At 69.3% G+C, this 26,482-nt stretch carries 22 protein-coding genes, 2 tRNA genes and 1 other RNA gene; 9 read left to right on the top strand and 16 right to left on the bottom strand.

Going from position 1 to position 26,482, the window contains the following annotated elements; genetic code table 11:
- The first annotated feature begins 69 nt into the window (after nt 1-69).
- The 6 genes from leuA (at nt 70) to KXC43_RS22945 (ending at nt 7,650) form a co-directional block, all read left to right on the top strand.
- On the top strand, nt 70-1,797 hold the full coding sequence (gene leuA, locus KXC43_RS22970; RefSeq protein WP_221378187.1) for a 2-isopropylmalate synthase: 1,728 nt from the start codon (nt 70-72) through the stop codon (nt 1,795-1,797).
- A gap of 99 nt (nt 1,798-1,896) precedes the next feature.
- On the top strand, nt 1,897-2,541 hold the full coding sequence (locus KXC43_RS22965) for an HNH endonuclease family protein (protein WP_221378186.1): 645 nt from the start codon (nt 1,897-1,899) through the stop codon (nt 2,539-2,541).
- Nucleotides 2,541-2,942 (top strand): hypothetical protein, encoded by a 402-nt coding sequence (locus tag KXC43_RS51155; RefSeq protein WP_255644617.1) that lies wholly within the window; start codon nt 2,541-2,543, stop codon nt 2,940-2,942. Before KXC43_RS22965 ends, KXC43_RS51155 begins: the two co-directional genes overlap by 1 nt.
- A gap of 87 nt (nt 2,943-3,029) precedes the next feature.
- Complete coding sequence (locus KXC43_RS22955; RefSeq protein ID WP_221378185.1) at nt 3,030-4,496, top strand: calcium-binding protein; 1,467 nt, start codon at nt 3,030-3,032, stop codon at nt 4,494-4,496.
- A 166-nt stretch (nt 4,497-4,662) separates the two neighbouring features.
- Nucleotides 4,663-6,144 carry a calcium-binding protein gene (locus tag KXC43_RS22950; RefSeq protein ID WP_221378184.1) on the top strand — a complete coding sequence of 494 codons (1,482 nt, stop codon included), beginning with the start codon at nt 4,663-4,665 and terminating at the stop codon, nt 6,142-6,144.
- Between the two features lie 135 nt (nt 6,145-6,279).
- Complete coding sequence (locus KXC43_RS22945; RefSeq protein WP_221378183.1) at nt 6,280-7,650, top strand: calcium-binding protein; 1,371 nt, start codon at nt 6,280-6,282, stop codon at nt 7,648-7,650.
- 61 nt (nt 7,651-7,711) lie between these two features.
- On the opposite strand, the gene KXC43_RS22940 is transcribed toward KXC43_RS22945, so the two are convergent.
- From KXC43_RS22940 to ffs, 9 genes are all read right to left on the bottom strand, one after another.
- Nucleotides 7,712-8,749: an ABC transporter ATP-binding protein gene (locus KXC43_RS22940; protein ID WP_221378182.1), complete on the bottom strand. Its 1,038-nt coding sequence runs from the start codon at nt 8,747-8,749 to the stop codon at nt 7,712-7,714.
- Nucleotides 8,750-8,765: 16 nt separating this feature from the next.
- Nucleotides 8,766-9,806, bottom strand: a complete 1,041-nt coding sequence (locus KXC43_RS22935; protein WP_221378181.1) for an ABC transporter ATP-binding protein — start codon at nt 9,804-9,806, stop codon at nt 8,766-8,768.
- A gap of 11 nt (nt 9,807-9,817) precedes the next feature.
- Nucleotides 9,818-10,819 carry an ABC transporter permease gene (locus tag KXC43_RS22930; protein WP_221378180.1) on the bottom strand — a complete coding sequence of 334 codons (1,002 nt, stop codon included), beginning with the start codon at nt 10,817-10,819 and terminating at the stop codon, nt 9,818-9,820.
- Between the two features lie 117 nt (nt 10,820-10,936).
- The gene (locus KXC43_RS22925) at nt 10,937-12,709 is read right to left on the bottom strand and encodes an ABC transporter substrate-binding protein (protein ID WP_308129203.1); all 1,773 of its coding nucleotides are present in this window, start codon (nt 12,707-12,709) and stop codon (nt 10,937-10,939) included.
- Between the two features lie 71 nt (nt 12,710-12,780).
- Nucleotides 12,781-13,785, bottom strand: coding sequence for an ABC transporter permease (locus KXC43_RS22920; protein WP_221378179.1), 1,005 nt, complete (start codon nt 13,783-13,785; stop codon nt 12,781-12,783).
- A 411-nt stretch (nt 13,786-14,196) separates the two neighbouring features.
- Nucleotides 14,197-14,790, bottom strand: coding sequence for a recombination mediator RecR (gene recR / locus KXC43_RS22915; RefSeq protein WP_221378178.1), 594 nt, complete (start codon nt 14,788-14,790; stop codon nt 14,197-14,199).
- 4 nt (nt 14,791-14,794) lie between these two features.
- Nucleotides 14,795-15,094, bottom strand: a complete 300-nt coding sequence (locus KXC43_RS22910; protein ID WP_221378348.1) for a YbaB/EbfC family nucleoid-associated protein — start codon at nt 15,092-15,094, stop codon at nt 14,795-14,797.
- A 242-nt stretch (nt 15,095-15,336) separates the two neighbouring features.
- On the bottom strand, nt 15,337-19,707 hold the full coding sequence (locus tag KXC43_RS52800) for a DNA polymerase III subunit gamma and tau (RefSeq protein WP_308129202.1): 4,371 nt from the start codon (nt 19,705-19,707) through the stop codon (nt 15,337-15,339).
- Between the two features lie 85 nt (nt 19,708-19,792).
- An RNA gene (gene ffs / locus KXC43_RS22900) (signal recognition particle sRNA small type) lies at nt 19,793-19,889 on the bottom strand.
- A 79-nt stretch (nt 19,890-19,968) separates the two neighbouring features.
- On the opposite strand from ffs, the gene KXC43_RS22895 reads away from it, so the two are divergent.
- Nucleotides 19,969-20,056: transfer RNA gene (locus tag KXC43_RS22895), tRNA-Ser, on the top strand.
- A 185-nt stretch (nt 20,057-20,241) separates the two neighbouring features.
- On the opposite strand, the gene KXC43_RS22890 is transcribed toward KXC43_RS22895, so the two are convergent.
- Entirely contained in the window at nt 20,242-20,583 is a 342-nt protein-coding gene (locus KXC43_RS22890) for an STAS domain-containing protein (RefSeq protein ID WP_221378177.1), read from the bottom strand.
- A 719-nt stretch (nt 20,584-21,302) separates the two neighbouring features.
- Nucleotides 21,303-21,392, bottom strand: a tRNA-Ser gene (locus KXC43_RS22885).
- 134 nt (nt 21,393-21,526) lie between these two features.
- On the opposite strand from KXC43_RS22885, the gene deoD reads away from it, so the two are divergent.
- Complete coding sequence (gene deoD / locus KXC43_RS22880; protein WP_221378176.1) at nt 21,527-22,234, top strand: purine-nucleoside phosphorylase; 708 nt, start codon at nt 21,527-21,529, stop codon at nt 22,232-22,234.
- A gap of 184 nt (nt 22,235-22,418) precedes the next feature.
- Here deoD and tadA read toward each other — a convergent pair whose 3' ends face one another.
- The 4 genes from tadA to KXC43_RS22860 all read right to left on the bottom strand — a co-directional run bounded on the left by tadA (nt 22,419) and on the right by KXC43_RS22860 (nt 24,136).
- Nucleotides 22,419-22,871 (bottom strand): tRNA adenosine(34) deaminase TadA, encoded by a 453-nt coding sequence (gene tadA / locus KXC43_RS22875; RefSeq protein ID WP_438870908.1) that lies wholly within the window; start codon nt 22,869-22,871, stop codon nt 22,419-22,421.
- Nucleotides 22,868-23,383, bottom strand: a complete 516-nt coding sequence (locus tag KXC43_RS22870) for a tRNA adenosine deaminase-associated protein (RefSeq protein WP_221378175.1) — start codon at nt 23,381-23,383, stop codon at nt 22,868-22,870. The genes tadA and KXC43_RS22870 overlap by 4 nt, the downstream gene beginning before the upstream one ends.
- Nucleotides 23,384-23,472: 89 nt before the next feature.
- Nucleotides 23,473-23,640 carry a hypothetical protein gene (locus tag KXC43_RS22865; RefSeq protein WP_221378174.1) on the bottom strand — a complete coding sequence of 56 codons (168 nt, stop codon included), beginning with the start codon at nt 23,638-23,640 and terminating at the stop codon, nt 23,473-23,475.
- Nucleotides 23,641-23,764: 124 nt separating this feature from the next.
- Nucleotides 23,765-24,136 carry a hypothetical protein gene (locus KXC43_RS22860; RefSeq protein ID WP_255644616.1) on the bottom strand — a complete coding sequence of 124 codons (372 nt, stop codon included), beginning with the start codon at nt 24,134-24,136 and terminating at the stop codon, nt 23,765-23,767.
- Between the two features lie 122 nt (nt 24,137-24,258).
- Between KXC43_RS22860 and KXC43_RS22855 the strand changes: the two genes are divergently transcribed.
- Nucleotides 24,259-24,996, top strand: a complete 738-nt coding sequence (locus KXC43_RS22855; protein WP_255644614.1) for a M23 family metallopeptidase — start codon at nt 24,259-24,261, stop codon at nt 24,994-24,996.
- A 71-nt stretch (nt 24,997-25,067) separates the two neighbouring features.
- Here KXC43_RS22855 and KXC43_RS22850 read toward each other — a convergent pair whose 3' ends face one another.
- On the bottom strand, nt 25,068-26,204 hold the full coding sequence (locus tag KXC43_RS22850) for a PQQ-binding-like beta-propeller repeat protein (protein WP_308129201.1): 1,137 nt from the start codon (nt 26,202-26,204) through the stop codon (nt 25,068-25,070).
- Nucleotides 26,205-26,482 lie beyond the last annotated feature (278 nt).

Raw genomic sequence — 26,482 nt, 5'->3', positions numbered from 1 at the left:
GGCCGGCACCTCGTCGCGGAGCTGACGCGCGCCGCCTTCTCGTCTTCTCTCCCTTTGGAGCAGTTCCACATGTCCTCTTCGGCTTTCGAGACCCAGCGCTCCAGCAAAATGCCGTTCGAGCGCTACGTCCCGTACCAGAAGCAATTCGCCATCGAACTGAACGACCGGCAGTGGCCCGCCCGGCACGTCGAGGCTGCGCCCCGCTGGTGCGCGGTCGACCTGCGCGACGGCAACCAGGCCCTGATCGACCCGATGTCCCCCGAGCGCAAGCGGCGCATGTTCATGCTGCTGGTACAGATGGGCTACAAGGAGATCGAGGTCGGCTTCCCGGCCGCCAGCCAGACCGACTACGACTTCGTCCGTCAGCTCATCGAGCAGGACCTGATCCCCGATGACGTCACCATCCAGGTGCTGGTGCAGTGCCGGGAACACCTGATCGACCGCACGTTCGAGTCGATCCGCGGGGCCAAGCGCGCGATCGTCCACTTCTACAACTCGACGTCCACGCTGCAGCGCCGGGTGGTCTTCGGCCTCGACAAGGACGGCATCACCGACATCGCCACCACCGGGGCGCGGCTCTGCCAGAAGTACGCCGAGATCCACACCCCGGACACCGAGATCTTCTACGAGTACTCGCCGGAGTCCTACACGGGCACCGAGCTGGAGTACGCGCTGGAGATCTGCTCGGCCGTGATCGACGTCATCGACCCGACGCCGGACCGGCCGCTGATCATCAACCTGCCGGCCACGGTCGAGATGGCCACCCCCAACGTGTACGCCGACTCCATCGAGTGGATGCACCGCAACCTGCCCCGGCGCGAGTCGGTCGTGCTGTCGCTGCACCCGCACAACGACCGTGGCACCGCGGTCGCCGCGGCCGAGCTGGGTCTGCTGGCCGGGGCTGACCGCATCGAGGGCTGCCTGTTCGGCAACGGCGAGCGCACCGGCAACGTCGACCTGGTCACCCTGGGGCTGAACATCTTCTCCCAGGGGATCGACCCGATGATCGACTTCTCGGACATCGACGAGATCAAGCGGGCCGTCGAATACTGCAACCAGCTGCCCGTCCACGAGCGTCACCCGTACGTCGGTGACCTGGTCTACACGGCGTTCTCGGGCTCGCACCAGGACGCGATCAAGAAGGGCTTCGCCGCGCTGCAGGCCGACGCCGACGCGGCCGGGGTCGACATCGACAAGTTCACCTGGGGCGTGCCCTACCTGCCGATCGACCCCAAGGACCTGGGCCGCAACTACGAGGCCGTCATCCGGGTCAACTCGCAGTCCGGCAAGGGCGGCGTGGCGTACATCATGAAAGAGGAGCACAAGCTCGACCTGCCGCGGCGGCTGCAGATCGAGTTCTCCGGTGTGGTGCAGCACCACACCGACGAAGAGGGTGGCGAGGTCAGCCCGCAGGAGATGTGGGACATCTTCGCCGGCGAGTACCTGGTCGACCACCAGACGACCAAGGCGTTCACGATCGAGACCTACTCGACCTCGATCCGCGACGGCAAGGTCGAGATCGACGTCGAGATCTTCCACCGTGGACAGCGGCGGCCGCTGGTCGGCGTCGGCAACGGCCCGATCGACGCCTTCGTGCAGGCCATCGCCCCCCTGGGGATCACCGCGCGGGTGCTCGACTACAACGAGCACGCGCTCACCTCGGGTGAGAACGCGCAGGCCGCGGCGTACGTCGAGGTCGAGGTCGGCGACCAGGCGGTATGGGGCGTCGGGATCGACGAGAACATCGTGAGCGCCTCGATCAAGGCGGTCACCAGCGCCGTCAACCGCGCTCGCTGATCTTGGGGAGTCGTCCCGCGCGCTCGGCGGCGCGCGGGATGATCCACCCACGGGGCACGACTCGGGCAGAACGGGCGTACCCCACCTACTCTGGGGCATGTGCCCCCTCGTACCCCGCTGATCCTCGCCACGGCCCTGCTCGCCCTCGCCGGGTGCCAGGGCGTCTCCCTCGAGCCGACCGACCAGCCCACCACCGGGTCGACCCGGTCCACTCAGGACATCAAGGCCTCGCAGAAGCAACTGGACACGCTGACCGTGGCCAAGGCCGGCACGATGGCGAAGTACAGCCGCGACCGGTTCCCGCACTGGCGCAGCACGGGTGACAACTGCGACGTCCGTGACACCGTGCTCAAGCGGGACGGCAAGAAGGTCAAGTACTCGGGCTGCAACGTCGTCGCCGGCACGTGGAACAGCCTCTACGACGGTCAGGTGCTCAACTCCCCCACCAAGGTCGACATCGACCACATGGTGCCGCTGGCCAACGCGTGGCGCTCGGGCGCCGCGAAGTGGACCGACGCCAAGCGCGGCGACTTCGCGAACGACCTCGACGACCCGCAACTGATCGCGGTTTCCGCCTCTTCCAACCGCTCCAAGGGCGACCAGGACCCGTCCACGTGGAAACCGACCGAGACCAGCAGCTGGTGCGAGTATGCGCAAGACTGGGTGACGGTGAAGGCCAAGTGGAAGCTGACGGTCACCACGAAAGAGAAGGCCGCGCTCGAGGACATGCTGGAGAACTGCTGATGACCACCTCCCCCGCGGAGCCCGTGCCGGCCGCCGCGACCGAAGAGCCGCCGGCTGCCGCCGAGCAGGCCGCCGCTGTTGAGCAGGCCGCCGCCGGCGACGAGGCCGCGCCCGCCGCAGAGGCCGCGCCCGCGCCGGCCGGGACGGCCGTCGTCGCACCGCCGACCACGGACATCGTGGCTGGTCAGGGTGGCGTCATGACCGACGAGGTCGGGGTGGTGACGGGCGACCTGACGCTGCGGACGGAGGTCGACGGCTACGACGTCACGGTCCGCGTGCAGTACAAGGACGCCGACGAGTGGTACACGGTGACCGGGGCCAAGGCGCCTCTGCACGACTCGAAGGACGCCGATGCGATCCACGCCGTCGTCGTGGGCATCCTCAACCGCCCGGAAGGCTAACCCGGCAGCGGTTGCCGCGGGACAGCGGAACGGCCCCGTATCGCCCTACACTCCTGAGGCTTCATGTCCCTCAGGAGAGGAACGACCTTGAATTTCCGTAAGCGCTCGCTCCGGGTCGCCACGGTCGCGGTCGGCGGTGCCGCGGTCGCGGGCGTCGCCTGGATCGCCCTGCCGGCCGACGCGGCGACCACGGGAGTCGTCTCCGTCGTCGAGTCGAACGTCGTCACCTACACGGCGGCGACCGGCAAGGCCAACACTGTCGTCCTCACCCAGTCCGGCAACACGGTGACCGTCGACGACACCATGGCCCTCAAGGCCGGCGCCGGCTGCGTCGCGGTCAGCGGCGACACCACCAAGATCCGCTGCACGCCCACAGTCACCGTGAACTGGATGCGGGTCGACCTCGGCGACAAGAACGACATCGTGGTCAACCAGGCCAACCTCGGCCTGACCGCCCGCACCGGGGCCGGTAACGACCGGATCACCGGCGGTCCCAAGCGCGACGACGTCTACGCCGGCGACGGCGACGACGTCCTGCAGACCAACGGCGGCAACGACGTCCTGCGCGGCGACGCCGGCAACGACCTCGTCATCGGGGGCGACGGCGCCGACTCACTCTCGGGCAGCACCGGCAACGACACGCTGAACGGCGGCCCCGGCGACGACACCGCGTCCTACGCCGGCGCGGGCGACGACACCGTGTACGGCGGCCCTGGCAACGACGCCACCTTCAACGGTGGCCCGGGCGACGACTCGATGTTCGGTGGCGACGGCAACGACACGCTGCGCGGCGACGAGGGCCACGACATCCTCGAGGGTGGCCCCGGGGAGGGCTCGATCTACGGTGGTTCCGGCGACGACAGCATCCTCGGCGGCAGCGTCGACGACTATCTTCTCGGCGACGAGGGCAACGACCGGATCGACGGGGGCAACGGCCGGAACCTCAACTACGGCGGGCCCGGCAACGACACGCTCACCGGCGGCACCGGCACCGACCACTTCGACGGCGGGCCCGGCAACGACGAGATGAACGGCGGAGCCGGCGAGGACTACTTCAACGAAGGTTCCGACCTGCCCGCAGGCACTCCCGACGCTGACACCTTCATCGGCGGCCCCGACCTCGACGTGCTGATCTACGACGCCCGTACGAAGGCGATCACCGCCGACGCCGACGGGATTCAGGGCGACGACGGCGCGGCCGGCGAGGGCGACACCATCGACCCGTCGGTGTCCCACATCTGGGCCGGCGCCGGCAACGACAGTTTGACCGGCACGCCCGGCGACGACACCTTGAAGGGTGGCCCGGGCAACGACACGATCGTGGCCGGTGCCGGCGATGACGCCCTGTGGGGCGAAGCCGGCACCGATACGCTCGACGGCGGCGCGGGGAACGATTACTGCGCCGACCCGATCGCGGCAGGGGAATCCGTCGTCGGCTGCGAGTACGGCGACGGCGCTCCGGCCCTGCGGTCGAGCAAGGCGTCGGACGTGCGGGCCGAGGTCAAGGAGATGGATCGCCTGGAGCGCGAGGCGGCCTCAGTGAAGAAGCGGTAACACCAGTCAGACGAGAACGGCCGCTCCTCTCGGAGCGGCCGTTCTCGCGTACGGGATCGGGCCGGCGATCGAATCCTGGTGATGTCCCACCGCCCGACGGGACAGCGGAACGGCTCCGTATCGTCCTACACTCCTGGGGTTTCGTGTCCTAGGGGGAGGAACGACCTTGAATTTCCGCAAGAAACCGCTCCGCGCGGCCACGGTCGCACTCGGCGGCGTCGCCGTCGCCGGCGTCGCCTGGATCGCCCTGCCGGCCAACGCGGCGACGACTGGAACCGTGTCCGTCGTCGAGTCGAACGTCGTCACCTACACGGCGGCGACCGGCAAGGCCAACACTGTCGTCCTCACCCAGTCCGGCAACACGGTGACCGTCGACGACACCGTCGCCATCAAGGCCGGCGCCGGCTGCGTCGCGGTCAGCGGCGACACCACGAAGATCCGCTGCACGCCCACAGTCACCGTGAACTGGATGCGGGTCGATCTCGGCGACGGCGACGACGTGGTGGTCAACCAGGCCAACCTGGGCCTGACCGCCCGCACCCGGGCCGGCAACGACCGGATCACCGGCGGTCCCAAGCGCGACGACGTCTACGCCGGTGACGGCGACGACGTCCTGCAGACCAACGGCGGCAACGACGTCCTGCGCGGCGACGCCGGCAACGACCTCGTCATCGGGGGCGACGGCGCCGACTCACTCTCCGGGAGCATCGGCAACGACACGCTGAACGGCGGCCCCGGCGACGACACCGCGTCCTACGCCGGCGAGGGCGACGACATCGTCTACGGCGGCGACGGCAACGACCAGCCCTTCTACGGCGGCCCCGGGCTCGACAAGCTGTACGGCGGCAACGGCGTCGACACGCTCTACGGCGATGAGGGCAACGACCTCGTGGACGGCGGCGCCGAGGACAGCACGCTCTACGGCGGCGCCGGCGACGACCGGATCGTGGGCGGCAACGGCGATTCCGACTACCTCAGCGGCGACGCCGGCAACGACCGGATCGAGGGTGGCCCGGGCACGAACCACATGTTCGGTGAGGGCGGCAACGACGAGCTCGTGGGCGGCCCCGACACCGACCACATGGAAGGCAGCCTCGGCAACGACATCGAGAACGGTGGCGACGGGCTCGACTACTTCCACGAGGACCTCGACTGGGAACCGGGCACCGACGCCGACACCTTCATCGGCGGCGGGGACGACGACGTGGTGGTCTACTCGCGGCGCGAGAATGCCGTCACCGCGGACAACGACGGGGTCAAGGGCGACGACGGCGCGGCCGGCGAGGGCGACACCATCGACACGTCCGTCTCCATCATCTGGGGCGGCCGCGGCGACGACCAGCTGACCGGCGCCTCCGGCGACGACTCGCTGCGGGGCGGACCCGGCAACGACACTCTGCTGACCGGCGCCGGTGACGACGCCCTGTTCGGCGACGAGGGCATCGACACCCTGGACGCTGGAGCCGGCTTCGACTACTGCGCGGACCCGGTCGAGACCGGTGAGTCCGTCGCCAACTGCGAGTACGGCGACGGTGCGCCGCCCACGCCGGGCGCTCGCTCCGCGCGCAACGCCGGTACCGAGCAGGAGGAAAAGATGAAGCGCCTCATCCGCCTGGAGGCCGGGGCCCTGAAGGGTCCGAAAGACTGAGTTCTGAGGACGGTACGGGACAGCGGAACGGTCCCGTACCGTCCTATGCTCGCCGTACTTCCCGATCAGCTCCGAATCCGCGATGCCGGCGACCTCGTGTCCGCCTGCGAGCACCGACACCCCGGAGAAACTCCAGTGAAACTCAGCAGAACAGCTCGACGGATAGCCGTCTCGGTGCTCGGCGTCGGCGTCGCGGGGGTGGGCTGGGTGGCGCTCCCGGCCGAGGCCGCGACGACCGGCACCGCCGACGTCACGTCGTCGACGATCGTCCGCTACCGGTCGGCCTACAAGCAGACCCACAACGTCGTCATCACCCGGTCCGGCCGCACGGTCACCATCGACGACGTCGTGGCGATCAGGGCCGGTTCCGGGTGCGCGGCGGTCAGCGGCGACAAGACCAAGGTCCGCTGCACGCCCGCGAAGAATCCCACCTGGCTCCTCATCGAGCTCGGCATGCACAACGACGTCCTCGTCAACAAGGCCGACATCTCCATGACCGCGCACGGCGAGGACGGCAACGACCGGATCACCGGCGGGTCCAAGCGCGACATCCTCAAGCCCGGCTTCGGCCACGACACTGTGTCCGGCCTCGGTGGCAACGACGAGATCGACGGCGACCAGGGCAACGACACCCTCTCGGGCGGCGACGGGGACGACGACCTCTTCGGGTGGGAGGGCAACGACCGGCTCGCCGGCGGAAACGGCGGCGACGAGCTCTACGGCCTCCAAGGCAAGGACGTCGAGGACGGCGGCGCGGGCAACGACTACCTCGGGCAGGACGGCGATCCGACCGGTGCCGACGCGGATTCGCTGTACGGCGGCCCCGGCAAGGACGTCGTGCATTACGGCCACCGGAACAAGGGCGTCACCGCCGACGCCGACGGGGTGAAGGGCGACGACGGAGCGGCCGGCGAGAAGGACAGCATCGGCACCTCAATCGAGGAGATCTACGGCGGCCGCGGGCCGGACCGTCTCATGGGCACCGCCCGCGCCGACCACCTGCACGGTGGCTACGGCAACGACACGATCGGCGGCCTCGGCGGGAACGATCTGCTCGAGGGCGGCGCCGGCCGCGACTACCTGAGCGGATCGACCGGCAACGACGAGCTGGTGGGCGACGAGCCGGCGGACGGAGGCATCGCCGCCGACACCCTGCTGGGTGGAGCCGGCCGGGACACAGTCGACTACAGCTGGTACAAGGCTTCGCTGGTCATCGATCTCGACGGCGTGACCGGCGACGACGGTAAGCCCGGGGAGAAGGACACGGTCGGCGCGGACGTCGAGAACATCAACAGCGGCGAGGGCAACGACCGGATCACCGGCAACGCCGCGGACAACCTCCTCGACGGCGGATCGGGTGAGAACACCATCGCGGGCGGCGCCGGGGACGACGATCTGAAGGGTCCCGGCCGGCTCGACGGAGGCTCCAACCGCACCGCGGCGGGCGACATCTGCGACGAGTGGGGTTACATCACGGTCGTCAACTGCGAGCGCCTGCGCAACTGACCCCGGAAACCCAGAACGGCCGTTCCGCCCGCGTGGGGGAACGGCCGTTTCGCGTACGGGATCAGACCGGCGTAGCCGCGGGCCGGCGACCCGCCACGACCTCGTCCTCGACCACCGGGAAGTGGCAAGCGGTGAGGTGCGACTGGGGGTCGTCGAGCCGGACGGTCAGCGGCGGCTCCTCGGTGGCGCAGATGTCCTGCGCCTTCCAGCAACGGGTGCGGAACCGGCAGCCGGACGGCGGGTTGATCGGGCTGGGCACGTCGCCGGTGAGCAGCACCCGGTCGCGCTGGGCCTTGTCGCGCCGGGCCGGGTCGGGCACCGGCACGGCCGACATCAGGGCGACCGTGTACGGGTGACGCGGATTCTTGTAGAGGTCGTCGCGCTCGGCGATCTCCACGACCTTGCCCAGGTACATCACCGCGACGCGGTCGGAGATGTGCCGCACCACCGACAGGTCGTGCGCGATGAACACGTACGTCAGGTCGAACTCGCGCTGCAGGTCGTCGAGCAGGTTGACCACCTGGGCCTGGATCGACACGTCGAGCGCGGACACCGGCTCGTCGGCCACGATCAGCTTGGGCCGCAGGGCGAGCGCCCGCGCGATGCCGATGCGCTGCCGCTGGCCGCCCGAGAACTCGTGCGGGTAGCGGTTGTAGTGCTCCGGGTTCAGGCCCACCAGCGCGAGCAGGTCCTGCACGGCCTTCTTGAGGCCCTGCGGGGTGGGGATGTCCTGGATCTGCAGCGGGGCCGAGATGATCGAGCCGACCGTGTGCCGCGGGTTCAGCGACGAGTACGGATCCTGGAAGATCATCTGTACGTCGCGGCGCAGCGGCCGCAGCTGCGTGACCGACTTGTGGGAGATGTCGTCACCCTCGAAGAGGATCTTGCCGGCGGTCGGCTCCAGGATCCGGGTGAACAGGCGCCCGGCGGTCGACTTGCCGCAGCCGGACTCGCCGACCAGGCCCAGCGTCTCGCCGGAGCGCACCTCGAGATCGATGCCGTCGACCGCGCGGACGGCACCGACCTGACGCTTGAGCAGCCCCTTGGTGATCGGGAAGTGCTTCTGCAGCCCCGACACCTCGAGCAGGTTCTCGCTCATCTTTGTTCTACTCCGCTCAGAGGTTCGGTAGCACTTCCTGCTGGAAGATCTCGGTACGAGCTTCCTGAGGCAGGTGGCAGGCGACCTTGTGCACGTCGCCGTGCAGCACAGGCACCTCGTTGAAGGATCGGTTGCCGTTGCGCCCGGCGTACGGGCAACGGGGGTGGAACGCGCACCCGCTCGGCAGGTTGATCAGGCTGGGCGGCGAGCCCTTGACCGGGTTGAGGCGCTCACGCACGTCGCGGTCGAGGCGCGGCATCGAGCCGAGCAGACCCCAGGTGTACGGGTGCTGCGGGTTCTGGAAGACCTCGAGCGCCGGGCCCTTCTCGATCACCTTGCCGCCGTACATCACCAGGACGTCGTCGGCCAGTTCGGCCACTACGCCGAGGTCGTGGGTGATCATGATGACCGCGGAGCCGAACTCGTCCTGGAGGTCACGGATCAGGTCGAGGATCTGCGCCTGCACGGTCACGTCGAGGGCGGTGGTGGGCTCGTCGGCGATCAGCAGCTTGGGGTCGTTGACCAGCGCCATCGCGATCATCGCCCGCTGCCGCATGCCGCCCGAGAACTGGTGGGCGTAGTCGTTGAAACGCCGCTCCGGCTGCGGGATGCCGACCCGGGCGAGCATGTCGATCGCCCGTTCCCGGGCCACCTTCTTGTTCACGCCGGGGTGGTGCACCCGGTAGGCCTCGACGATCTGCGACCCCACCGTGAAGTACGGGTGCATCGCGCTCAGCGGGTCCTGGAAGATCATGGCCATCTTGCCCCCGCGGAGCAGGCGGACCTGCTCGTCGGACGCCGTGACCAGTTCCTGGTTGTCGAGCCAGATCTCGCCCGAGACCTTGGCGTTGCTGCGGGTGCGGTGCAGGCCGAGGACGGCGAGCGAGGTGACGCTCTTGCCCGAGCCGGACTCGCCGACGATGCCGAGCGTCTTGCCGGCCTCGACGCTGAACGCCGAGTCGCTGACCGCCTGGACGATGCCGTCGTCGGTCTCGAACCGAACCGTGAGGTCCTTGACCTCGAGGTACGGGCGGGGGTTGGTGGCTCCGATGGACACGTGGATCTCCCTCAGGCCAGCCGGACGCGGGGGTCGATGAAGCCGTAGACGAGGTCGACGACCAGGTTGGCGAAGACGATGAAGAACGCGGCGATCAGCGTGACGCCCAGGATGATCGGCAGGTCGTTGCCGCGGATCGCCGTGAGCGCCTGGTAGCCGAGGCCACGCAGGTTGAAGACCGTCTCGGTGAGGACGGCGCCGCCGAGCAGCGCGCCCAGGTCGAGACCGAAGATGGTGACGATCGGGGTGAGGCCGGAGCGCAACGCGTGCTTGCCGATGACCGTACGCTCGCGCAGGCCCTTGGCCCGGGCGGTGCGCACGTAGTCCTCGCCGAGCGTCTCCAGCATGTTGGCGCGGGTGAGCCGTGCGTAGGTCGCGGCGAACAGGAACGCCAGCGTGATCCACGGCAACAGCAGTTGGATGAACCATTCGCCGGGATTCTCGGTGAACGGCACGTACTGGCCCTGAGGCAGCCAGCCCAGCCAGTAGACGAAAATCGCCGACGCCAGCAGACCGGTGAAGTAGATCGGCAGCGAGACGCCGGCCAGCGCGCCACCCATCACCGCCCGGTCGAGGACCGTGCCTCTTCGCAGGGCTGAGATGACGCCGGTGGAGATACCCATGATCAACCAGAGCACTGCGGCGCCGAGAGCCAGCGAGAGGGTGACCGGAAGGTCGCCGAGCAACAGCGGCGTGACCTCCTGGTCGGTTTTGAACGAGTAGCCGAGGCAGGGCGCCGGGCAGTGGTTGACGTCCGGGCCGTTGGCGTAGTCCCGGCCGACCACCAGGCCTTTGAGGAACTTGCCGTACTGCACGACGATCGGGTCGTTCAGCCCCATCTTGACGCGGATGCCCTCGACCGAGGCCGCGTCGGAAGTCTTGCCGATGTAGAGCAGCGCGGGGTCGCTGCCGGTGGCCTTCGGGACCAGGAAGAAGATGCCGAAGGTCACCGCGGTGACCACGAGCAGCGTGAGGACCGCGTTGAACAGACGCCGAATCAGGTATGCCAGCACGACGAGCGGCCTGTTGGACGGGCGGGCACCGGATTACGCGAATCCGGTGCCCGCCCCTCACGGGCGGCCTTCACCAACCCTTCGATTAACCCTGTGGACGGTACGGCTCAGCCGTTGTTACTTGCCGTCGCTGACGCCGAGGGCCTGGAAGTCCACCTGGCCGAAGGTGTCGTGGATGTAGACGTTCGTCAGCCGCGGGTTGCGGTAGTTGAGCGCCTTGGCGGAGACCACGGGAAGGTAGTAAGCACCCTCCATGATCTTGGTGTTGATCTGCTTGTAGTACTCCGCGGCCTTCGTCGGGTCGGACTCGAGGTTGGCCTTGTCGAACAGCTCGTCGATCGCGGGGTCCTTGATCTCCGGCAGGTTGTAGTTGCCGTTGGCCGGGATGAAGCGGCTGTCCGAGAGCGGCTGCATGTAGCCGGAGCCGGTCGGGTAGTCGGCCGCCCAGGCGGCCATGATGATCCCGTAGCCCTTCTTCTTCACGTTGTCGGGCGAACCGGTGATCGACGCCTGCTGCGCACCGTCGTACTGGTCGATCTTGGCGGTGATGCCCACGGCCTTCAGCGAAGCCTGCAGAGCCTCGGCCGCCTTGACCTCCTGCGCGCGGTTGTTGCGCGCGGTGATGGTCAGGTTGAAGCCGTTCGGCTGACCGCACTTGGTCAGGGCTTCCTTGGCCTTGTCGACCTGCGGCTTGCCCTGCTTGCGGTTGAACGGGTCGTAGTTCGCGTCCGAGCCCGCGATGTTGTCGGGCAGCATGCTGGTGCCGATGTCGCCGGCGGCCAGCGGGCCACCGAAGGCCGCCTGGAGGGCGGTCGGGTCGGCCGCGTAGATCACGGCCTTGCGGCACTCGATGTTGTTCAGCGGCGCGACCTGCGTGATGCCCGCGTACCGCAGGAAGCCGGACACCGGGTTGTCGGCGTTCTTCTTCAGGTTCGGGTCGCTGAGCAGCTTGGTGCGGGCCGCGGCCTGCACGCCGACCTGGCCGACGTCGAGGTCGGCGGTGCCGGCCAGCAGACGGCTGTCGAGGTCGTCGGCGTTGGTCGTGATCGTCAGGTTGATCGCGTCCGGCAGCGCCTTGCGGATCGGGTCGGTCGCCGGGTCCCAGTTCGGGTTGCGCACCCAGGAGGCGCTCTTACCGGGCTGGATGTCCTTGAACATGTACGGGCCGGAGGAGGCCGGCTTCTTGCCGTACTGCGCGCCGGTGTCCCGCTTCTGCGGCACCGGGCCCGAGCCCGGCATGGCCAGCAGGTAGAGGAAGTCACCGCTGGGCTTGGCCAGCTTGAAGGTGATGGTCTTGTCGTCCGGCGTGGTGACCGACTTCAGACCCAGCTTGTTCGGGTCCGTGTCCTTGTACGGGCCCTTGTAGGTCTTGTCCGGGTCGAGCACGCCGGGCAGGTAGACCGGACCGCCCGAGAGAACGTCGCTGGCCCAGACCCGCTCGATGCCGTACTTGATGTCCTTCGACGTGATCGGGCTGCCGTCGTCGAACTTGATGCCGTCCCGCAGCTTGAACGTGTAGGTCAGCTTGTCGGCGCTGATCTCCGGCTCGGCAGCGGCCAGGTCGGGCGTGAGCTTGAGGCCGTCCTTGCCCGGCAGGGCCGAGTAGTCGACCAGCTTGCGGGTGTAGAGCCGGTTCAGGTTCCACACGAACGCGTAGTAGCCGCGAACCGGGTCCCACGAGTCGGCATCCTGCGACGACCAGAGGTTGAGGGTTCCGCCCTTGGCGGTGCTGGGGTTGACCACGCTCGTGACTGCGGCGTTGTAACCAGCCGCGCCACCCGAGGCGCCGCCCTTGTCATCACTGTCGGAGCTACCACCGCACGCGGCGGTGGTGAGCCCGAGCGCAGCGGCGATACCAGCTGCCGCCATCACCCTTGTCTTGCTTGCCACCTGTACTCCTACCTCTCCGAAAGCGAACCCGGCCGGTCCGCGGATATTGCGGTGGTAACGACCCCCTCGGCTCAGCGAGCCTTCGGGTCGAGCGCATCGCGCAAGCCATCACCGAACAGGTTGAAGGCAAGCACGGTAATGAAGATCATTCCGCCCGGAATGATCATGTACATGGGGTCGATCGAGTAGAAGGTCACCGCGTCCGACAACATGCCGCCCCAGGACGGGTTCGGCGGCGGGATACCGACGCCGAGGAAGCTCAACGCGGCCTCGGTGAGGATGTTGGTCGGAATGATCAGCGTCGCGTAGACGAGGATCGGCGCGGCCAGGTTGGGCAGTAGTTCCTTGAAGAGGATGCGGCCCGAGCGGGCGCCCATGCTGCGCGAGGCCTCGACGAACTCGCGCTCACGCAGCGAGAGGGTCTGGCCCCGGACGATGCGGCCGATGTACGGCCAGCCGAAGAAGCCGATGACGCCCACCAGCACGAACACTCTCGACCAGCGGTCGCCGAAGAACAGGAAGGAATCCGGCAGGACCGAGACCAGCGCGATCGCGAACAGCAGCTGCGGGAAGGCCAGCAGGAAGTCCATGATCCGGCTGATCACCGCGTCGACCCAGCCACCGAGGAAGCCGGCGGCCAGGCCGAAGGTCGTACCGAGGATCGTCGACAGCAGCGCCGAGAGGAACGCGACCGAGAGCGAGGTCTGCGCGCCGTAGAGGATGCGGCTGAAGACGTCCCGGCCGGAGGTGGGCTCGACGCCGAAGAGGAACTCGCGGCTGATGCCGCCGAACTTGCCGATCGGCGTGCTGAACGTCGGATCGATCTGATCGATGTGGTACTCGTCGATCGGGTGTCCGAACAGCTTGCTGAGCACCGGGGCCAGGATGGCGACGACGATCAGGAAGATGACGACGATGCCACCGGCGATCGCCACCCTGTCCTTCTTGAGCCGACGCCAGGCGATCTGCTTGAGAGATCGACCTGCGATCGCCTTCTCGCCACCACGATCGTCGGCCGCGTCGGCAGCAGGCGCCGTCGACTCTTCCTTGATCGACGCCTCTGGGCCTAGCGACATCTAAGCGCCGGTCCTCTCCCGGCGACCGGACGAGCATGAGTCCACGGCCACCGGCGCGCAGGGTTCGGCGAAGAACCCGCGAGACCGGAGAGCGATGGCCCACGCAGCGAACGGCAACCGATCGGTTATCGCATGCCTCGAGTGCCGACCCTCGTCGCGCGACGGTCAGATCAGACCCACGCCACGAAGGCACTCGACGGCGGGTGTGCCGCCATCGGAAGGAACACTCACCTAAGCCGGGGCTTCAGGTCAAGTTCACGGACCGCACACGTCCGGTTCCGTGTCCCCGTCGTGATGTGACCGTGACCTGCCGCCCCGACCAATCGGAAACTACCGGGTAGATGGCCCGTGAGCAGCGAATCCGGGCCAAAATGCTATCGCCTTGTGATCAAGCGATCACCCAGCGTACGTCTAGACTGCCCGTCGCCCCTCAAAAGCACGACCGAGAGTAATTTCGTCGGCGTACTCCAAGTCACCGCCGACCGGCAAACCGCTTGCCAGACGTGTGACCGCGATCCCCATGGGCTTGATCATCAACGCCAGGTAGGTGGCGGTGGCCTCACCCTCGGTATTGGGGTCTGTGGCGAGGATCAACTCTTTCACCTCACCGGTGCCGAGCCGCAGCAGCAGCTCCCGGATGCGCAGGTTGTCCGGCCCGATGCCCTCGAGCGGATTGATGGCCCCGCCCAGCACGTGGTAGCGGCCCCGGAACTCGCCGGTCCGCTCGATAGCCACGACGTCCTTGGGCTCCTCGACGACGCAGAGCACCTCGTTGGTGCGGCGGGTGTCCCGGCACACCCGGCACTGCTCCGACTCGGCCACGTTGAAGCACGTGGTGCAGAACCGCACCAGCTCCTTGACCTTGCGCAGAGCGGTCGACAGCCGATTGACGTCAGCCGGGTCCGCGGACAGGACGTGGAAGGCGATCCGCTGGGCGCTCTTCGGGCCGACGCCCGGCAACCGCCCCAGCTCGTCGATCAGGTCCTGGATGGCGCCTTCGTACACGCGATCAGAACCCCGGCAGGGTCAAGCCACCGGTGGCCGGGCCCATCTTTTCCTCGGTCAGCGCACGCTGCGCCTCGGCGGCGTTGTGGATGGCGGCGAGCACGAGGTCCTCCAGCGTCTCGACGTCCTCCGGATCCACAGCCTTCGGGTCGATCTTCACAGACTTGTACTCCCCGAGCCCCGTCACGGTGACGGTGACGAGCCCGCCGCCCGCCGTGCCGGTCAGCTCGGCCGCGGCCAGCTCAGCCTGAGCCTCCGCCACCTGCTGCTGCATCTTCTGCGCCTGCTTCATGATCTGCTGCATGTTCGGCTGTCCGCCCGGGCGCATGGCACCGCTCCTCATGTCCGCTGAAAGTCCGCACACGCGCAAGCCCGTCAATCCCCAACGTTCCCGCGCGCAGTCGCCGCCCAGCGTAGCCGCCCCTAACGCCGACGACACCAAGCGCCACTCCCGACACCCCACCCCACAACCGATCACCCACCGGCCGGGTCGCCCCCACCGCCCGCGGATGGGGACCGGCCCAACTTTCTGACCGTGTTACAGGGTCAGCTCTCACCGATCTTTTCGGCGCCGAAGGCCTCCTGGAGCAGGCGCATGGCCATCTGCTCACCGCTCTCGCGCGCGGTCTTCTCGTCGATCACCTCGTCGAGCGGTTCGTCACCGGGGTCGAATCCCTCGAACTTGGCCTTGCTGGACGGCGGCCCGTCGAACTCGGGGTCGTACGGCGCCTCTTCCGTGGGTGAACCGTCGGACCAGGCCTCGTTCGCCTGCTTCGCCGCCGGCCGCGCCCCGGCAGCCCCACGGGCCGCGGCAGCCCGGGCCGCAGCCAGGCCGCTGCTCGGCCCGGAGTTCCGCCCGGTGCTCGCAGCACCGGCGCCACCACCCGCTCCCGCCGGCGCGCTCGGGGCCGGCGCTCCGCCGGCACTGCGAGCAGCGTTCGCCCCTGCCCGCGCCGCAGCAGCCCGGGCGGCAGCCACAGCCGAACTGCCGGCAGCCGCGGTGGCACCGCCCTGCCGCTCGCCCTGGCCGGCCTGCGCAGAGTCACGCGGCCCGCCTTCGCCGAGACCAATAGGTTCGCGGCCGGATCCGCTGACCCGGCCGGCAGCGGGCGAGTCGCCAGCCGTTTCCTGGCCGGCAGTACCACCGGCTACGCCGCCCGCGTCACGATCGGCGAAGCCAGGCGCTCCAGCACCCGCGCTGCCGATGCCAGGGTCGGTGACCTCGGATCCAGTGCCGCGCGCGCTGCCATCCAAACTGCGGCTGCCTGGAGCGAAGTCGCGACCGCCAACACCGGTATCGGCGACCTCGACTACAGAACCGCGTACGCTGCCATCCGAACCACCGTTGCCCGCAGTGACAGCGCTGCCGGCGGAGCCAGAGCCGGTGATCTCGGGCCAGGTGCCTCCCGAACTGCGGTTGCCCGCATCGAGGCCGCTGCCGACAGCGCCAGCGTTGGTGACCTCGGATCCAGTTCCACCCGAACCGCGGTTGCCCACATCGGAGTCGCTGCCGACAGCGCCGAAGCTGGTGGCCTCGAATCCCGTTCCACCCGAACCGCGATTGCCCGGAGTGAGTGCGCTTCCGGCGGCGCCGGCGCTGGCGACGTCGGGCCAGGTGCCACCCGAACCGCGGTTGCTCGCACCGAGATCGCTGCCGACAGCGCCAGCGTTGGTGACCTCGGATCCAGTGCCGCCCGAACCGCGGTTGCCCGCAGCGAGACCGCTGCCGACAGCGCCGGCGTTGGTGACCTCGGATCCCGGACCGCGGTTGCCCGCAGCGAGGTCACTTTCCTCGGCGGGGCCCGAGCGGTGAGCACCATCCCCGCCAAGCGGGCCGACCGCAGCAGCACCGGCGTCGACGGAGCCAGCCGTTGCAGCTGCGGCGGAGCCGGACACGTCGGCGGATGCCGGCCGGCCCTGATCCTCCGACCGAGGTGGCGGGCTTGTCGGGATCGCGCGGACCTCGGGCCAATCTTCCTCGTCGTCCTCGACGGAGGCTTCGGCCTCAGCGGAGTGGCCGCCCGGTTGGGCCGGCTCCGGCCAATCGTCGTCGCCGCCGGAGGCGGGAGCCTCCGACGGACGCCGCTGGGTGTGCGGAGCCCGCCCAGCCGCAGCCGGCTGAGCTGTCTGCTGGGCCGCCCCGGAGGGAGCAGCACCGGCCGGGGCCACGCCCGCAGGAGCCGCGGCCGCGCGGCCCGGAGCCGGCCGCTGCCCGCTCGCATCCGGCCGCTGGCTCGGCGCGCTCTGGTTGCGAACCTGGGCACGGCCGCCGCCCGCTGACCCGCCGCCTGCGGACCCGCCTGCGGAGCCGCTGCCGCCTGACCCGCCGCGTGCCGGCGCTGAGCCGCCGTACGGGGTCGCCCCCGCGGCGCCCGCGACCTCGCAGCGGATCTCCCACTGGCCGCCGAGCACCTCGTACAGGGCGTTGACGATGAGCGCCGCCCCCTGGGTGATTCCTTGCGCGTGCCGCGGCGACGGCACGGTCAGGATGACTGTCTCGCCTTCAAGTTCGCGCACGGTCGCGTCGGCCGCCATCGCCCGCAGCACCACACCGCGCGGCTGCTTCCTGACCTCGGCCAGCACCTCGGGCCATACCTGCCGCACCGCCTGCGCCGTCAACTGCCCCGGCCCAGCCGCCGCAGCTTCGACCGCCGCGGCCGCCGGCTCCTCGGGCGCATCCGGCAGCACTCCCGCCGGTTCCCGCCGCCGCCCGGAAGCTCCACCAGAAGCCTCAGCCCGCCCAGCTCCACCCCAAGCCTGCGGCCCCGCAGCAGCACCACCGGAAGCATGCGTCCCAGCAGCAGCACCGCCCGGAATCTGCGGCCCTCCAACACCGGTGGAAGCCTCCGCCCCCGCGGCAACACCGTCTGAGGACTCGGCTCGTGCCCCGCCACCAACGCGCGCGGCACCAACCGGGGGCTCGCCCCGAGTGGAGGCGCCGCCCCGGGCGTCGGCCTCAGCCGTTGAGGCGTTGCTCAATTGGTCAGAATCGCGCGCAGGAACGCCACCACCGGCCGAATCCGGCCGCCCCGCAGGAATGGCCTCGGCGACAGGCTCGGAACGCCGCACCGGGTTCGCCTGGTTGGAGGACTGGCCCGCCGAAGCGCCGTCCGAAGACTCGGCGGCTCGCGCGGACGCTGTGGGGCCCCCGGAATCCGGCCCTGCCGACGTGGGCGCCAGGTTCGAGGTCGGTGCGGCCTGGTGAGACGGTGACAATGCGGCGGGGCGTCCGTCACCGGAGTCGAAGTCCTCGGGCTCTTCGTCCCACGGCGGTTCGTCGTGGTCGGGTTCGGAGACGCGGCTGTCGATCGCGGCCCGACCATCGGACATTCCGGCGGCGACATCGTTCCAATCCGCCCCCGCTCCCCCACCAGCCGGCGCAGCACCAGCCTGTCCAGCACCAGCCTGTGTAGAACCGGCCTGCGTAGCCGAGTCCGAAACCGCAGACGTTGGGACCGCGCTCACCGGAGCTGCGGACGACGAAGCCGCGGAAGCGGAAGCAGCAGAGACCGGAGCAGCAGAAACGGGAGCGGGGACCGGAGCAGGGGAGACCGGAGCAGAGCCGGGAGCAGCGGCCGGGGTGTTCGGCTGAGCGGTGGCGGCGCGGCCCCCGGTACCAGCGCGCCGTGCGGCGGCTGCAGCGGCTGCGCGAGCCGCCGACAAGCCTGCGCTGCCACCCCCGCCGGAAGCAGGCGCGGGAGCGGGAGCCGCAGCAGCCGGTGCGTCGCCCGGGGGCAGCGGCGACGGCTCGCCACCCAGCGACAGGCGCCGTTCCATCCGCTCGAGGCGCTGGAGCAGCGCGCCGGTCGAATCCTCGGCGCCGGGCAGCAGCATGCGTGCGGTGACCAGCTCGAGGAGCAGCCGGGGGGCGGTCGTGCCGCGCATTTCGACCAGGCCGTTGTGCACGATGTCGGCGCAGCGTGAGAGCGTCGCCGGGCCGAGCCGTGCGGCCTGGGCGCCCATCGCCTCGAGCTGATCGGCCGGGCCGTCGATCAGGCCCTTGGACACCGCGTCGGGCACCTGCTGGAGCACGATCAGGTCGCGGAAGCGTTCGAGCAGGTCGGACGCGAAGCGCCGCGGGTCGTGGCCGGCCTCGGCCACCCGGTCGATCGTCGAGTAGGCCGCCGCGCCGTCGCCGGCCGCGAGGGCGTCGCACATCTCGTCGAGCAGGGTGACGTCGGTGACACCGAGGAGCGCGATCGCCCGGTTGTAGCTGACGCCCTCGGGGCCGGCGCCGGCGATCAGCTGGTCGAGCACCGACAGCGAGTCGCGCGCGCTGCCGCCGCCGGCCCGCACCACGAGCGGGAACACCGCCGGCTCGACCTGGACGCCCTCGGCCTCGGTGAGCTGCTGGAGGTAGGGACGCAGCGTGGCCGGCGGGATGAGCCGGAACGGGTAGTGGTGGGTGCGCGACCGGATCGTGCCGAGCACCTTTTCGGGCTCGGTGGTGGCGAAGATGAACTTCACGTATTCCGGCGGCTCTTCGACGAGCTTGAGCAGCGCGTTGAAGCCGGCCGACGAGACCATGTGGGCCTCGTCGATCACGTAGATCTTGTAGCGGCTGTTGGCGGGCGCGAAGAACGCTTTTTCGCGCAGCTCACGGGCATCGTCGACACCACCGTGGCTGGCCGCGTCGATCTCGATGACGTCGATCGACCCGGTGCCGTCGTTGGCGAGCGAGCGGCACGAGCCGCATACCCCGCACGGCTCGGGAGTGGGGCCCTGCTCACAGTTGAGCGAGCGGGCCAGGATGCGAGCGCTGGACGTCTTGCCGCAGCCACGCGGGCCTGAGAAGAGATAGGCGTGGTGCAGACGGCCACTGCGCAGCGCCTGAGACAGCGGTTCGGTGACGTGCTCCTGGCCGATGACCTCTGCGAACGTACGCGGACGGTACTTGCGGTATAGCGCGAGTGCCACTGGTGCCCCTCCTCGACGACCGCGCCATTGTCCGTCGGGGGTACGACAAGAACCAACCCAGGTACCGCTGAGGGGGTCGGGGAAAATAAAGGGCCTCCCGTGCACCCGTCAGAGCCCGCTTATCCTTGCTGCCTTCCGGCCCTGGGGAGGTTCACGAGATGCACGCCGCACGAGAGGCTGGCCCCAGCTTACCCGGCCCCCGGCGGACACGGGCGGGGACCCTGCGTCTGCCGACACGCGCGCCTCTGTATTCTGGCTGACGGAGGATTCGCCTAGTGGCCTAGGGCGCACGCTTGGAAAGCGTGTTGGGGGAAACCCCTCACGAGTTCGAATCTCGTATCCTCCGCCAGCACCAGCAGGGCAGACACGAAAGAGGCCGGACCGCGAGGTCCGGCCTTTCGTCTATGTGGTCCCGGTCGGCGTGCCTGCCGAGCGACGGCCGGCGGCTGCGCCGAGGCCTGCCCAGGCGATGCAGCGAGCCCGCCCCCGCGTAGACAAGCGCGGCGATAGATCTCAGCCCACGCCGGACGATGGTCAGAGCTGAGCGGCCGCGATGGCGTCGTCGACCTCGGGGAAGATGGCGAAGTAACGGCTCAGGCCCACCGTCTCCATCAGCTGGCTGAGGAACGGGTTGGCCCCGGCGAAGCTGAGCCAGCCACCACGCGCAGTGATGACGTGTTTGCTGGTAATGAAGGTGCTGAGTCCTACGGAGTCGCAGAACTTGAGGTCGGTCAGGTCGACGACGATGCGGGGGACCGGCCGCTCCAGCAGGTCCGCCATGGTCGCATGGAGCTGGTTGGCGGTATCCGAGTCGAGTTCGCCCCGCAGGTGGAGAACGGCGATGTCGCTTCGGTGATCGGTGACAGTGGCCTGCATGGGAATCGCTTCCTGGCGCTGTTGATGGCAGCTCAGGCTAGATCCGCGTCAACAATTGCCACCGGACAAACGGTGCGGCCGGGAACGGGAACGCAATAGGGGTCAGATCCACTGAAGAATCTGACCCCTACAGGAAAGTCGGCTGGCCGATGAAGACGAGCTGGCGGCGCAGCCTGGGCTCCTGGCGCGATTACAGCTTGCGCCACTGCCAGCGTGGTCCACGCCACGCGTCCGCCAGGATCATGGCCGAGGCCCGCCCTGGACACTGTTGCACCTTCGACTTGCCTTCGGGTCCGCCCATCTGAGCTTCCACTTCCCAGGCCTTACCGTCGGTGCGGACGTAGACGTCACGGCGCGCAAGCCGGACGTCACCATTCCACCAGTGACTGTCAACTCTCACGAGTCAAATCTAGGACAGTTAACAGCCATCGGCGCAGGGCTATCTTGTGAAAGTTTCTCACCAGGTGGTTAAAAGCGCATTGTCTGATCCGGTGGTTTTGGCCTGCGTGACTTGCGCTACAGCGAAGGTCTTTGGGCCGTCCCCTTGCCGCTACTTTCCGTTATCGAACCAGGCAGCGATCGTGATCGTCGAACGCCGAAACGGTGGCGTTACCTTCCCGATATTTGATCATGAGGATCGCCGAGCAGACGGTGACCAACGGTGACCGGACCGCACGAAAAAACCCGCCGGCTCCATGGAAACGGAGCCGACGGGCACTTGGCGGTGGTGAAGGGATTTGAACCCTTGGAGGGCTTGCACCCTCACACGCTTTCGAGGCGTGCTCCTTAGGCCGCTCGGACACACCACCGGTAAGTACGTTACCGGACCCCGATCAGCGCCCGACGCCGGGTTCCCCTTTGCCGCTCCCACCCCGACCGACCAGGCCCGACCTGGCAGGATCGGGGGCATGAGCGGTACGAACGAGCGAGGAGACACAGGACGATGAGCGTGCACATCGGCGGACAGCCGGGCGACATCGCCGAGCGGGTCCTGCTCCCGGGCGACCCGATGCGGGCGAAGTGGATCGCCGAGACGTTCCTGCAGGACGCCAAGTGCTACACCCAGGTCCGCGGGATGCTCGGCTTCACCGGCACCTACCAGGGTGTGCCGGTGTCCGTGCAGGGCTCGGGCATGGGCATGCCGTCGGCCTCGATCTACACCCACGAGTTGATCAACGAGTACGGCGTGAAGTCGGTCATCCGGATCGGCTCGTGCGGCGCGCTGGCACCCGACCTGCAGCTGGGCGACGTGATCGCGGCGATCGGCTCGGCGACCGACTCGAACATGAACCGGTCCCGCTTCGACGGCCTGATCGACTACGCGCCGGTGGCCGACTTCAGCCTCCTGCGCACCGCGGTCGAGGTGGCCGAGCGGCAGGGCACGTCGCTGCGGGTGGGCCCCATCCTGGCTGCCGACGCCTTCTACACCGACCGCCCCGACCTCTATGACGCCCTGGCCGACTACGGCGTGCTGGCGGTCGAGATGGAATCGGCCGCGATCTACACGATCGCCGCCCGCTACGGCGCCAAGGCGCTGACCATCCTCACGGTCAGCGACCACATCAAGACCGGCGCGAAGATGGACTCGGCTCAGCGCGAGCAGGGCTTCGGCGACATGGTCCGGATCGGCCTGGAGACGGCCATCGCCTGAGCAGGAGGCCAGCGCACGAGAAAGCCGTGAGCGCTGCCTGCGGCGTCGGGGCTTCGCGCCGTACGGCAAAGAGCGTGAGCACTGCCTGCGGCGTCGGGGCTTCCCGCCGTACGGCAAAGACCGTGAGCACTGCCTGCGGCGTCAGGACTTCCCGCCGTACGGGGAAGAAGCCGTGACGCCGCAGTCAGCGGAAGAAATCGCGGAGGATCGCCGCGCACTCGTCCTCGAGCACGCCGGCATAGACCTCCGGCCGGTGGTTGAGCCGCCGGTCCCGGACGACGTCCCACAGCGACCCGACCGCGCCGGTCTTCGGCTCCCAGGCACCGAAGACGAGCGTCGACACCCGGGCCAGCACCAGCGCCCCCGCACACATCGTGCAGGGCTCAAGCGTCACCACCAGCGTGCAACCGTCCAGGCGCCAGGTGCCGGCCCGTTCGGCGGCGCGGCGCAGCACCAGGATCTCGGCGTGCGCGGTGGGGTCGCCGCTCGCCTCGCGCTGATTGCCCGCCGCGGCCAGCTCCCGGCCGGCGGCATCGAGCAGCACCGCCCCGACTGGCACGTCCTCACCGGCCGCGGCAGCGACCTCGAGAGCCCGTCGCATCCAGGTCTCGTGGCGCGGCAGGGCGACCAGGCTCACGCGTCGCGCAGCTCTTCCATCTCGTCGCCGCAGCCGATGCGCCCGCAGATCTCGGCGGTGACGTCGGCCGGCATGGTGCCTTCCTGACCACACAGGCCGAGCAGCCGGTGCGCGTTGATGCCGAGGTCGTTGAGCAGCTCGGCGTCGCCCACCGGATCCGCGTCGGGGTCGGACGCGGGACGGTCGGTGTCGTCCTCGTCGTCGCCCGCTGTCAGTTCGTCTATTTCCAGCGCCGGCGCCTCGATGTCGCCCAGCAGCATCGCGCCGATCCGCGACTCGTCGGCGAACGCCGAGTCGGAGCCGAAGACCCGCAGGTCGTCCCCCTCGTCCAGGCGCAGGATGGCCAGATACAGATCGTCGCTCTCGACGAAGAGCAAGGTGACGTCGGCGTCCGGTTCCACGTCCCGCATCGCGTCGACGACCTCGTCGATGTCGGCCAGGCTACTCAGGTCCACCTCGGACGCCGTCCACCCGTTCTTGCCCCGGCCCACGGCGGCAGCGAATGTCGACAACTTTCCCCCCACGACGTATGTGCTCGCGAGTGACGGTAGCGGGAGAAACGGCGGGTGCGGCGCGCCACGCCTTCGGTAGGTGAATGAAGTCAGTTGACCAGGCGACGGCGCATCGCGATGAGCTCGCGCAGCCGTGCCCGGCGCAGCCGTTGGGGCTGGCTGGTCTCCCGCGCCGTTTTCGCGCTGGACAGCGCGGCCAGCAGCTCGAGTCGGCGCCGGCGACGATCGGGATCGAGCCGGGGGGATGTGGGGGGCATGAAGCCGAGGTTGAACCTTTTCAAGTCTTTAAGTCAAGGCCCAGTGTTCTTTAAATCAGAAGCAAGTGCGCACTGCGACGAGTACGGCACATCGGGTCGCTGACAAGGCGGTCATCCCGGACAATCACCACAGCGGCCAATCCTGGGTGGTGATCCAGCGGCTGCCCACGAACAGCATCGCGATCGACAGCCCCAACCCGCTCGCCAGCGCGACCCCGACGGCCACCGCCCGGTCGCCGATCGCGGTCAGGATCAGGGCGACAGCCCACGCGGTGACCGCGGCGAGCAGCGTCCACCAGGCGTAACTGGCCAGGTCACGGCCGAGGGCGCCGAACAGCGCGAGCCAGGCTGCGCCCGCGCCGAGGCCGGCCAGCAGCGGGCCGGCGCCGATCGGGTGCGGCTCGCGGTAGGTCGGCCGGGACGGGCCCGGGAAGAGCCCCGAGGGCGCGCGCATGGGCGGCGGCGCGCTCGTCTGCCAGACGTCGTGCCGGTTCATCGCGGCCCACCTCCACCTCAGCCAGGAGTGCTCGTACCGGCCAGCCTAGCCAGCACGGGTCGGCGGGAGCCGCCGACTTCTGCCACGATGGCTCGGTGCCTTTGCTCCGTACCCTCTCCGGTTTGACCGTTGTGGCCGTCTGCCTGGCCGGTTGCGGCGGCACTGCCGGGGGTGGCTCCGCCGCCCCGACGCCGCAGTTCGTCGACCCGCCGCCCGCAACGAGTCCGGCCGCGACGACCCCGGCGGCCGCCCAGGTGTCCGTGGCGCCCAGTTCACCGGCGCCCTCGACGGCGAGCGGCCTGGCGAGCACCCGGCCGCCGGTGAAGGTGACGCCCAGCCCGAGCCGCAAGGTCGTGAAATACGCCTTCCCGGTCAAGGCGTCGAACGTCGACTGGCACACCACTCACTCGAAATACAAGGCGACCGACATCTTCGCCGACTGCGGGCAGCCGGTGGTGGCCACGACGAGCGGGGTCGTGCTCGAGGTCAGCCGCACTGACAGGTACGTGAAGGGCGCGCCCGACGGCCCCAACAACGGCGGCCTGTCGGTCTCGCTGCTCGGCGACGACGGCGTGCGCTACTACGGCTCGCACCTGAGCAAGGTGCAGGCGGGCGTCAACAAGGGCGTACGGGTCAAGGCCGGCCAGCAACTCGGCAAGGTCGGCCGGACGGGCAACGCCAACAACGTGTGCCACCTGCACTACGGCATCTCGCCGCCGTGTGCCAAGGTCGGCGACTGGAAGGTCCGCCGCGGGGTCGTGTGGCCGTATTCCTACCTGGCCTCGTGGCGCAAGGGCGGCAAAAAGAGCCCGGTGGCCGAGGTCGCAGCCTGGAAGCGCTCGCACAACTGCAAGCCGTAGGCACTCCGGACGTACGCACGGGGCCGCACCCTCGCCCGATGGGTGCGGCCCCGTGCTGCCGGGAGTAAAGCTCAGGAGAACTGCGCGAAACGCTTCTGCTGGCGCCCCTCGACGGTGGTGAACGACCCGCCCATCGCCACCGCGCCCAGCTTCGCGCTGCTGGCCAGGGCGAGCACTCCCTCCACCCCGTTCGCGTCGGCGGTCCAGTCGAGCAGGTGGCCGTCGGCCACCGACAGCGCGGCCAGCTTGATCCGGTTGTCCGAGCCGTCGACGCACACCCCCTGCGCGGCCGTGCGCGCCGTGCTGCAGGCCCGGTCGAAATGCCCGCCGGCATAGACGGTGTCGCCGAGCACGGTCACCGCCTGCGCGTCCCCGTCGAAGGCCGCCGACCACTTCAGCGCGCCCTCCGGCGTGAACCGGGTGATCCGCCCGCCCTGACCGCCGTGCGCCGTGTAGACCGCATCGCCGGTGACGGCCAGCGCGTATGTGATGACCGGGGGCTGCGGTTTGAAAGTGGGCACGATCGTCGCGCCCGCCGGGTCGAGGGCGGCCAGACGCCCGTACCCGGACCTGTTGTTGATCTTTTTGAACCGGCCGCCGACGTAAACCCGCCCGCCGCCGGCCGCGATCGTCTCGACCTGGTCGTCGGCCGTGGGCTGCCACCGGGCGTCGAGCTTGCCGCTGCTCAGGCTGAACGCAGCGAGCCGGCCCCGCGCCTGGCCGTCGACCGCGGTGATGGTGCCGCCGACGTAGAGCCGCCCGTGCGCCGCGAACGCCGCCAGCGGCCGCCCGGCGATCGAGTGCTTGAAGGTACTGTGCAGCGCGCCACTGGCGGCGTCGACCCGGGCCAGGCTGTCCCGCTTCCCGCCGGCGACGGTGGCGAAGTCGCCGGCCAGATAGATCGAGGTGCCGCTGACGACGAGCGCCTTGACGCGACCGTCGGCGGGCGGGGCCCAGGGCAGAAGGGCGCCGGTGCGGGCGTCGATGGCGGCGAGGCGCCCGCGGGCGACAGGCTTGCCGTTGACGATCGCCGCGGTGAAGTCGCCGCCGACGTAGACCGTGTTCTTGGCGTACGCGATGGTCAGCACCGCGCCGTTGAAGCTGGGCATGGCGTCGGAGTCCTGGGCGTACGCGGGCGAGGCGCAGGTCAGAGCCGTGCCGGCCGCGAGCGCGAGCCCTGCGACGAGTGTTTTCCCCCGGTGAGTCACGTGTTCAGTTAAGCGTCCACTCCGGTCGCAGACCCGGCGCGAAACGGACTAAAACGACAGATGAGACGGCTGACCGGTAGCTGACCGAACGGCTGATCTTGGCCTCGTGCCGGGTTACCTGATCTTGGTCGCTTGCCGGGGTGCCACCGCCTCCCCCGCCCACAGAGAGGATGTTGGTGAGCACCTCCCGCCGGGGTGTGACCCACCCTCCCACTGACTTCGGGTCCTGCATGGGATTTGTCGGCTCCGGACGGGAGGTGCTCGTGCACTCACCGGAC

The organism is Paractinoplanes polyasparticus (assembly GCF_019710575.1).
In the GTDB taxonomy this organism is placed as follows: domain Bacteria; phylum Actinomycetota; class Actinomycetes; order Mycobacteriales; family Micromonosporaceae; genus Actinoplanes; species Actinoplanes polyasparticus.
Note: the sequence above shows the minus strand (reverse complement) of the source record. Positions and strands in the feature narration are given on the sequence as shown.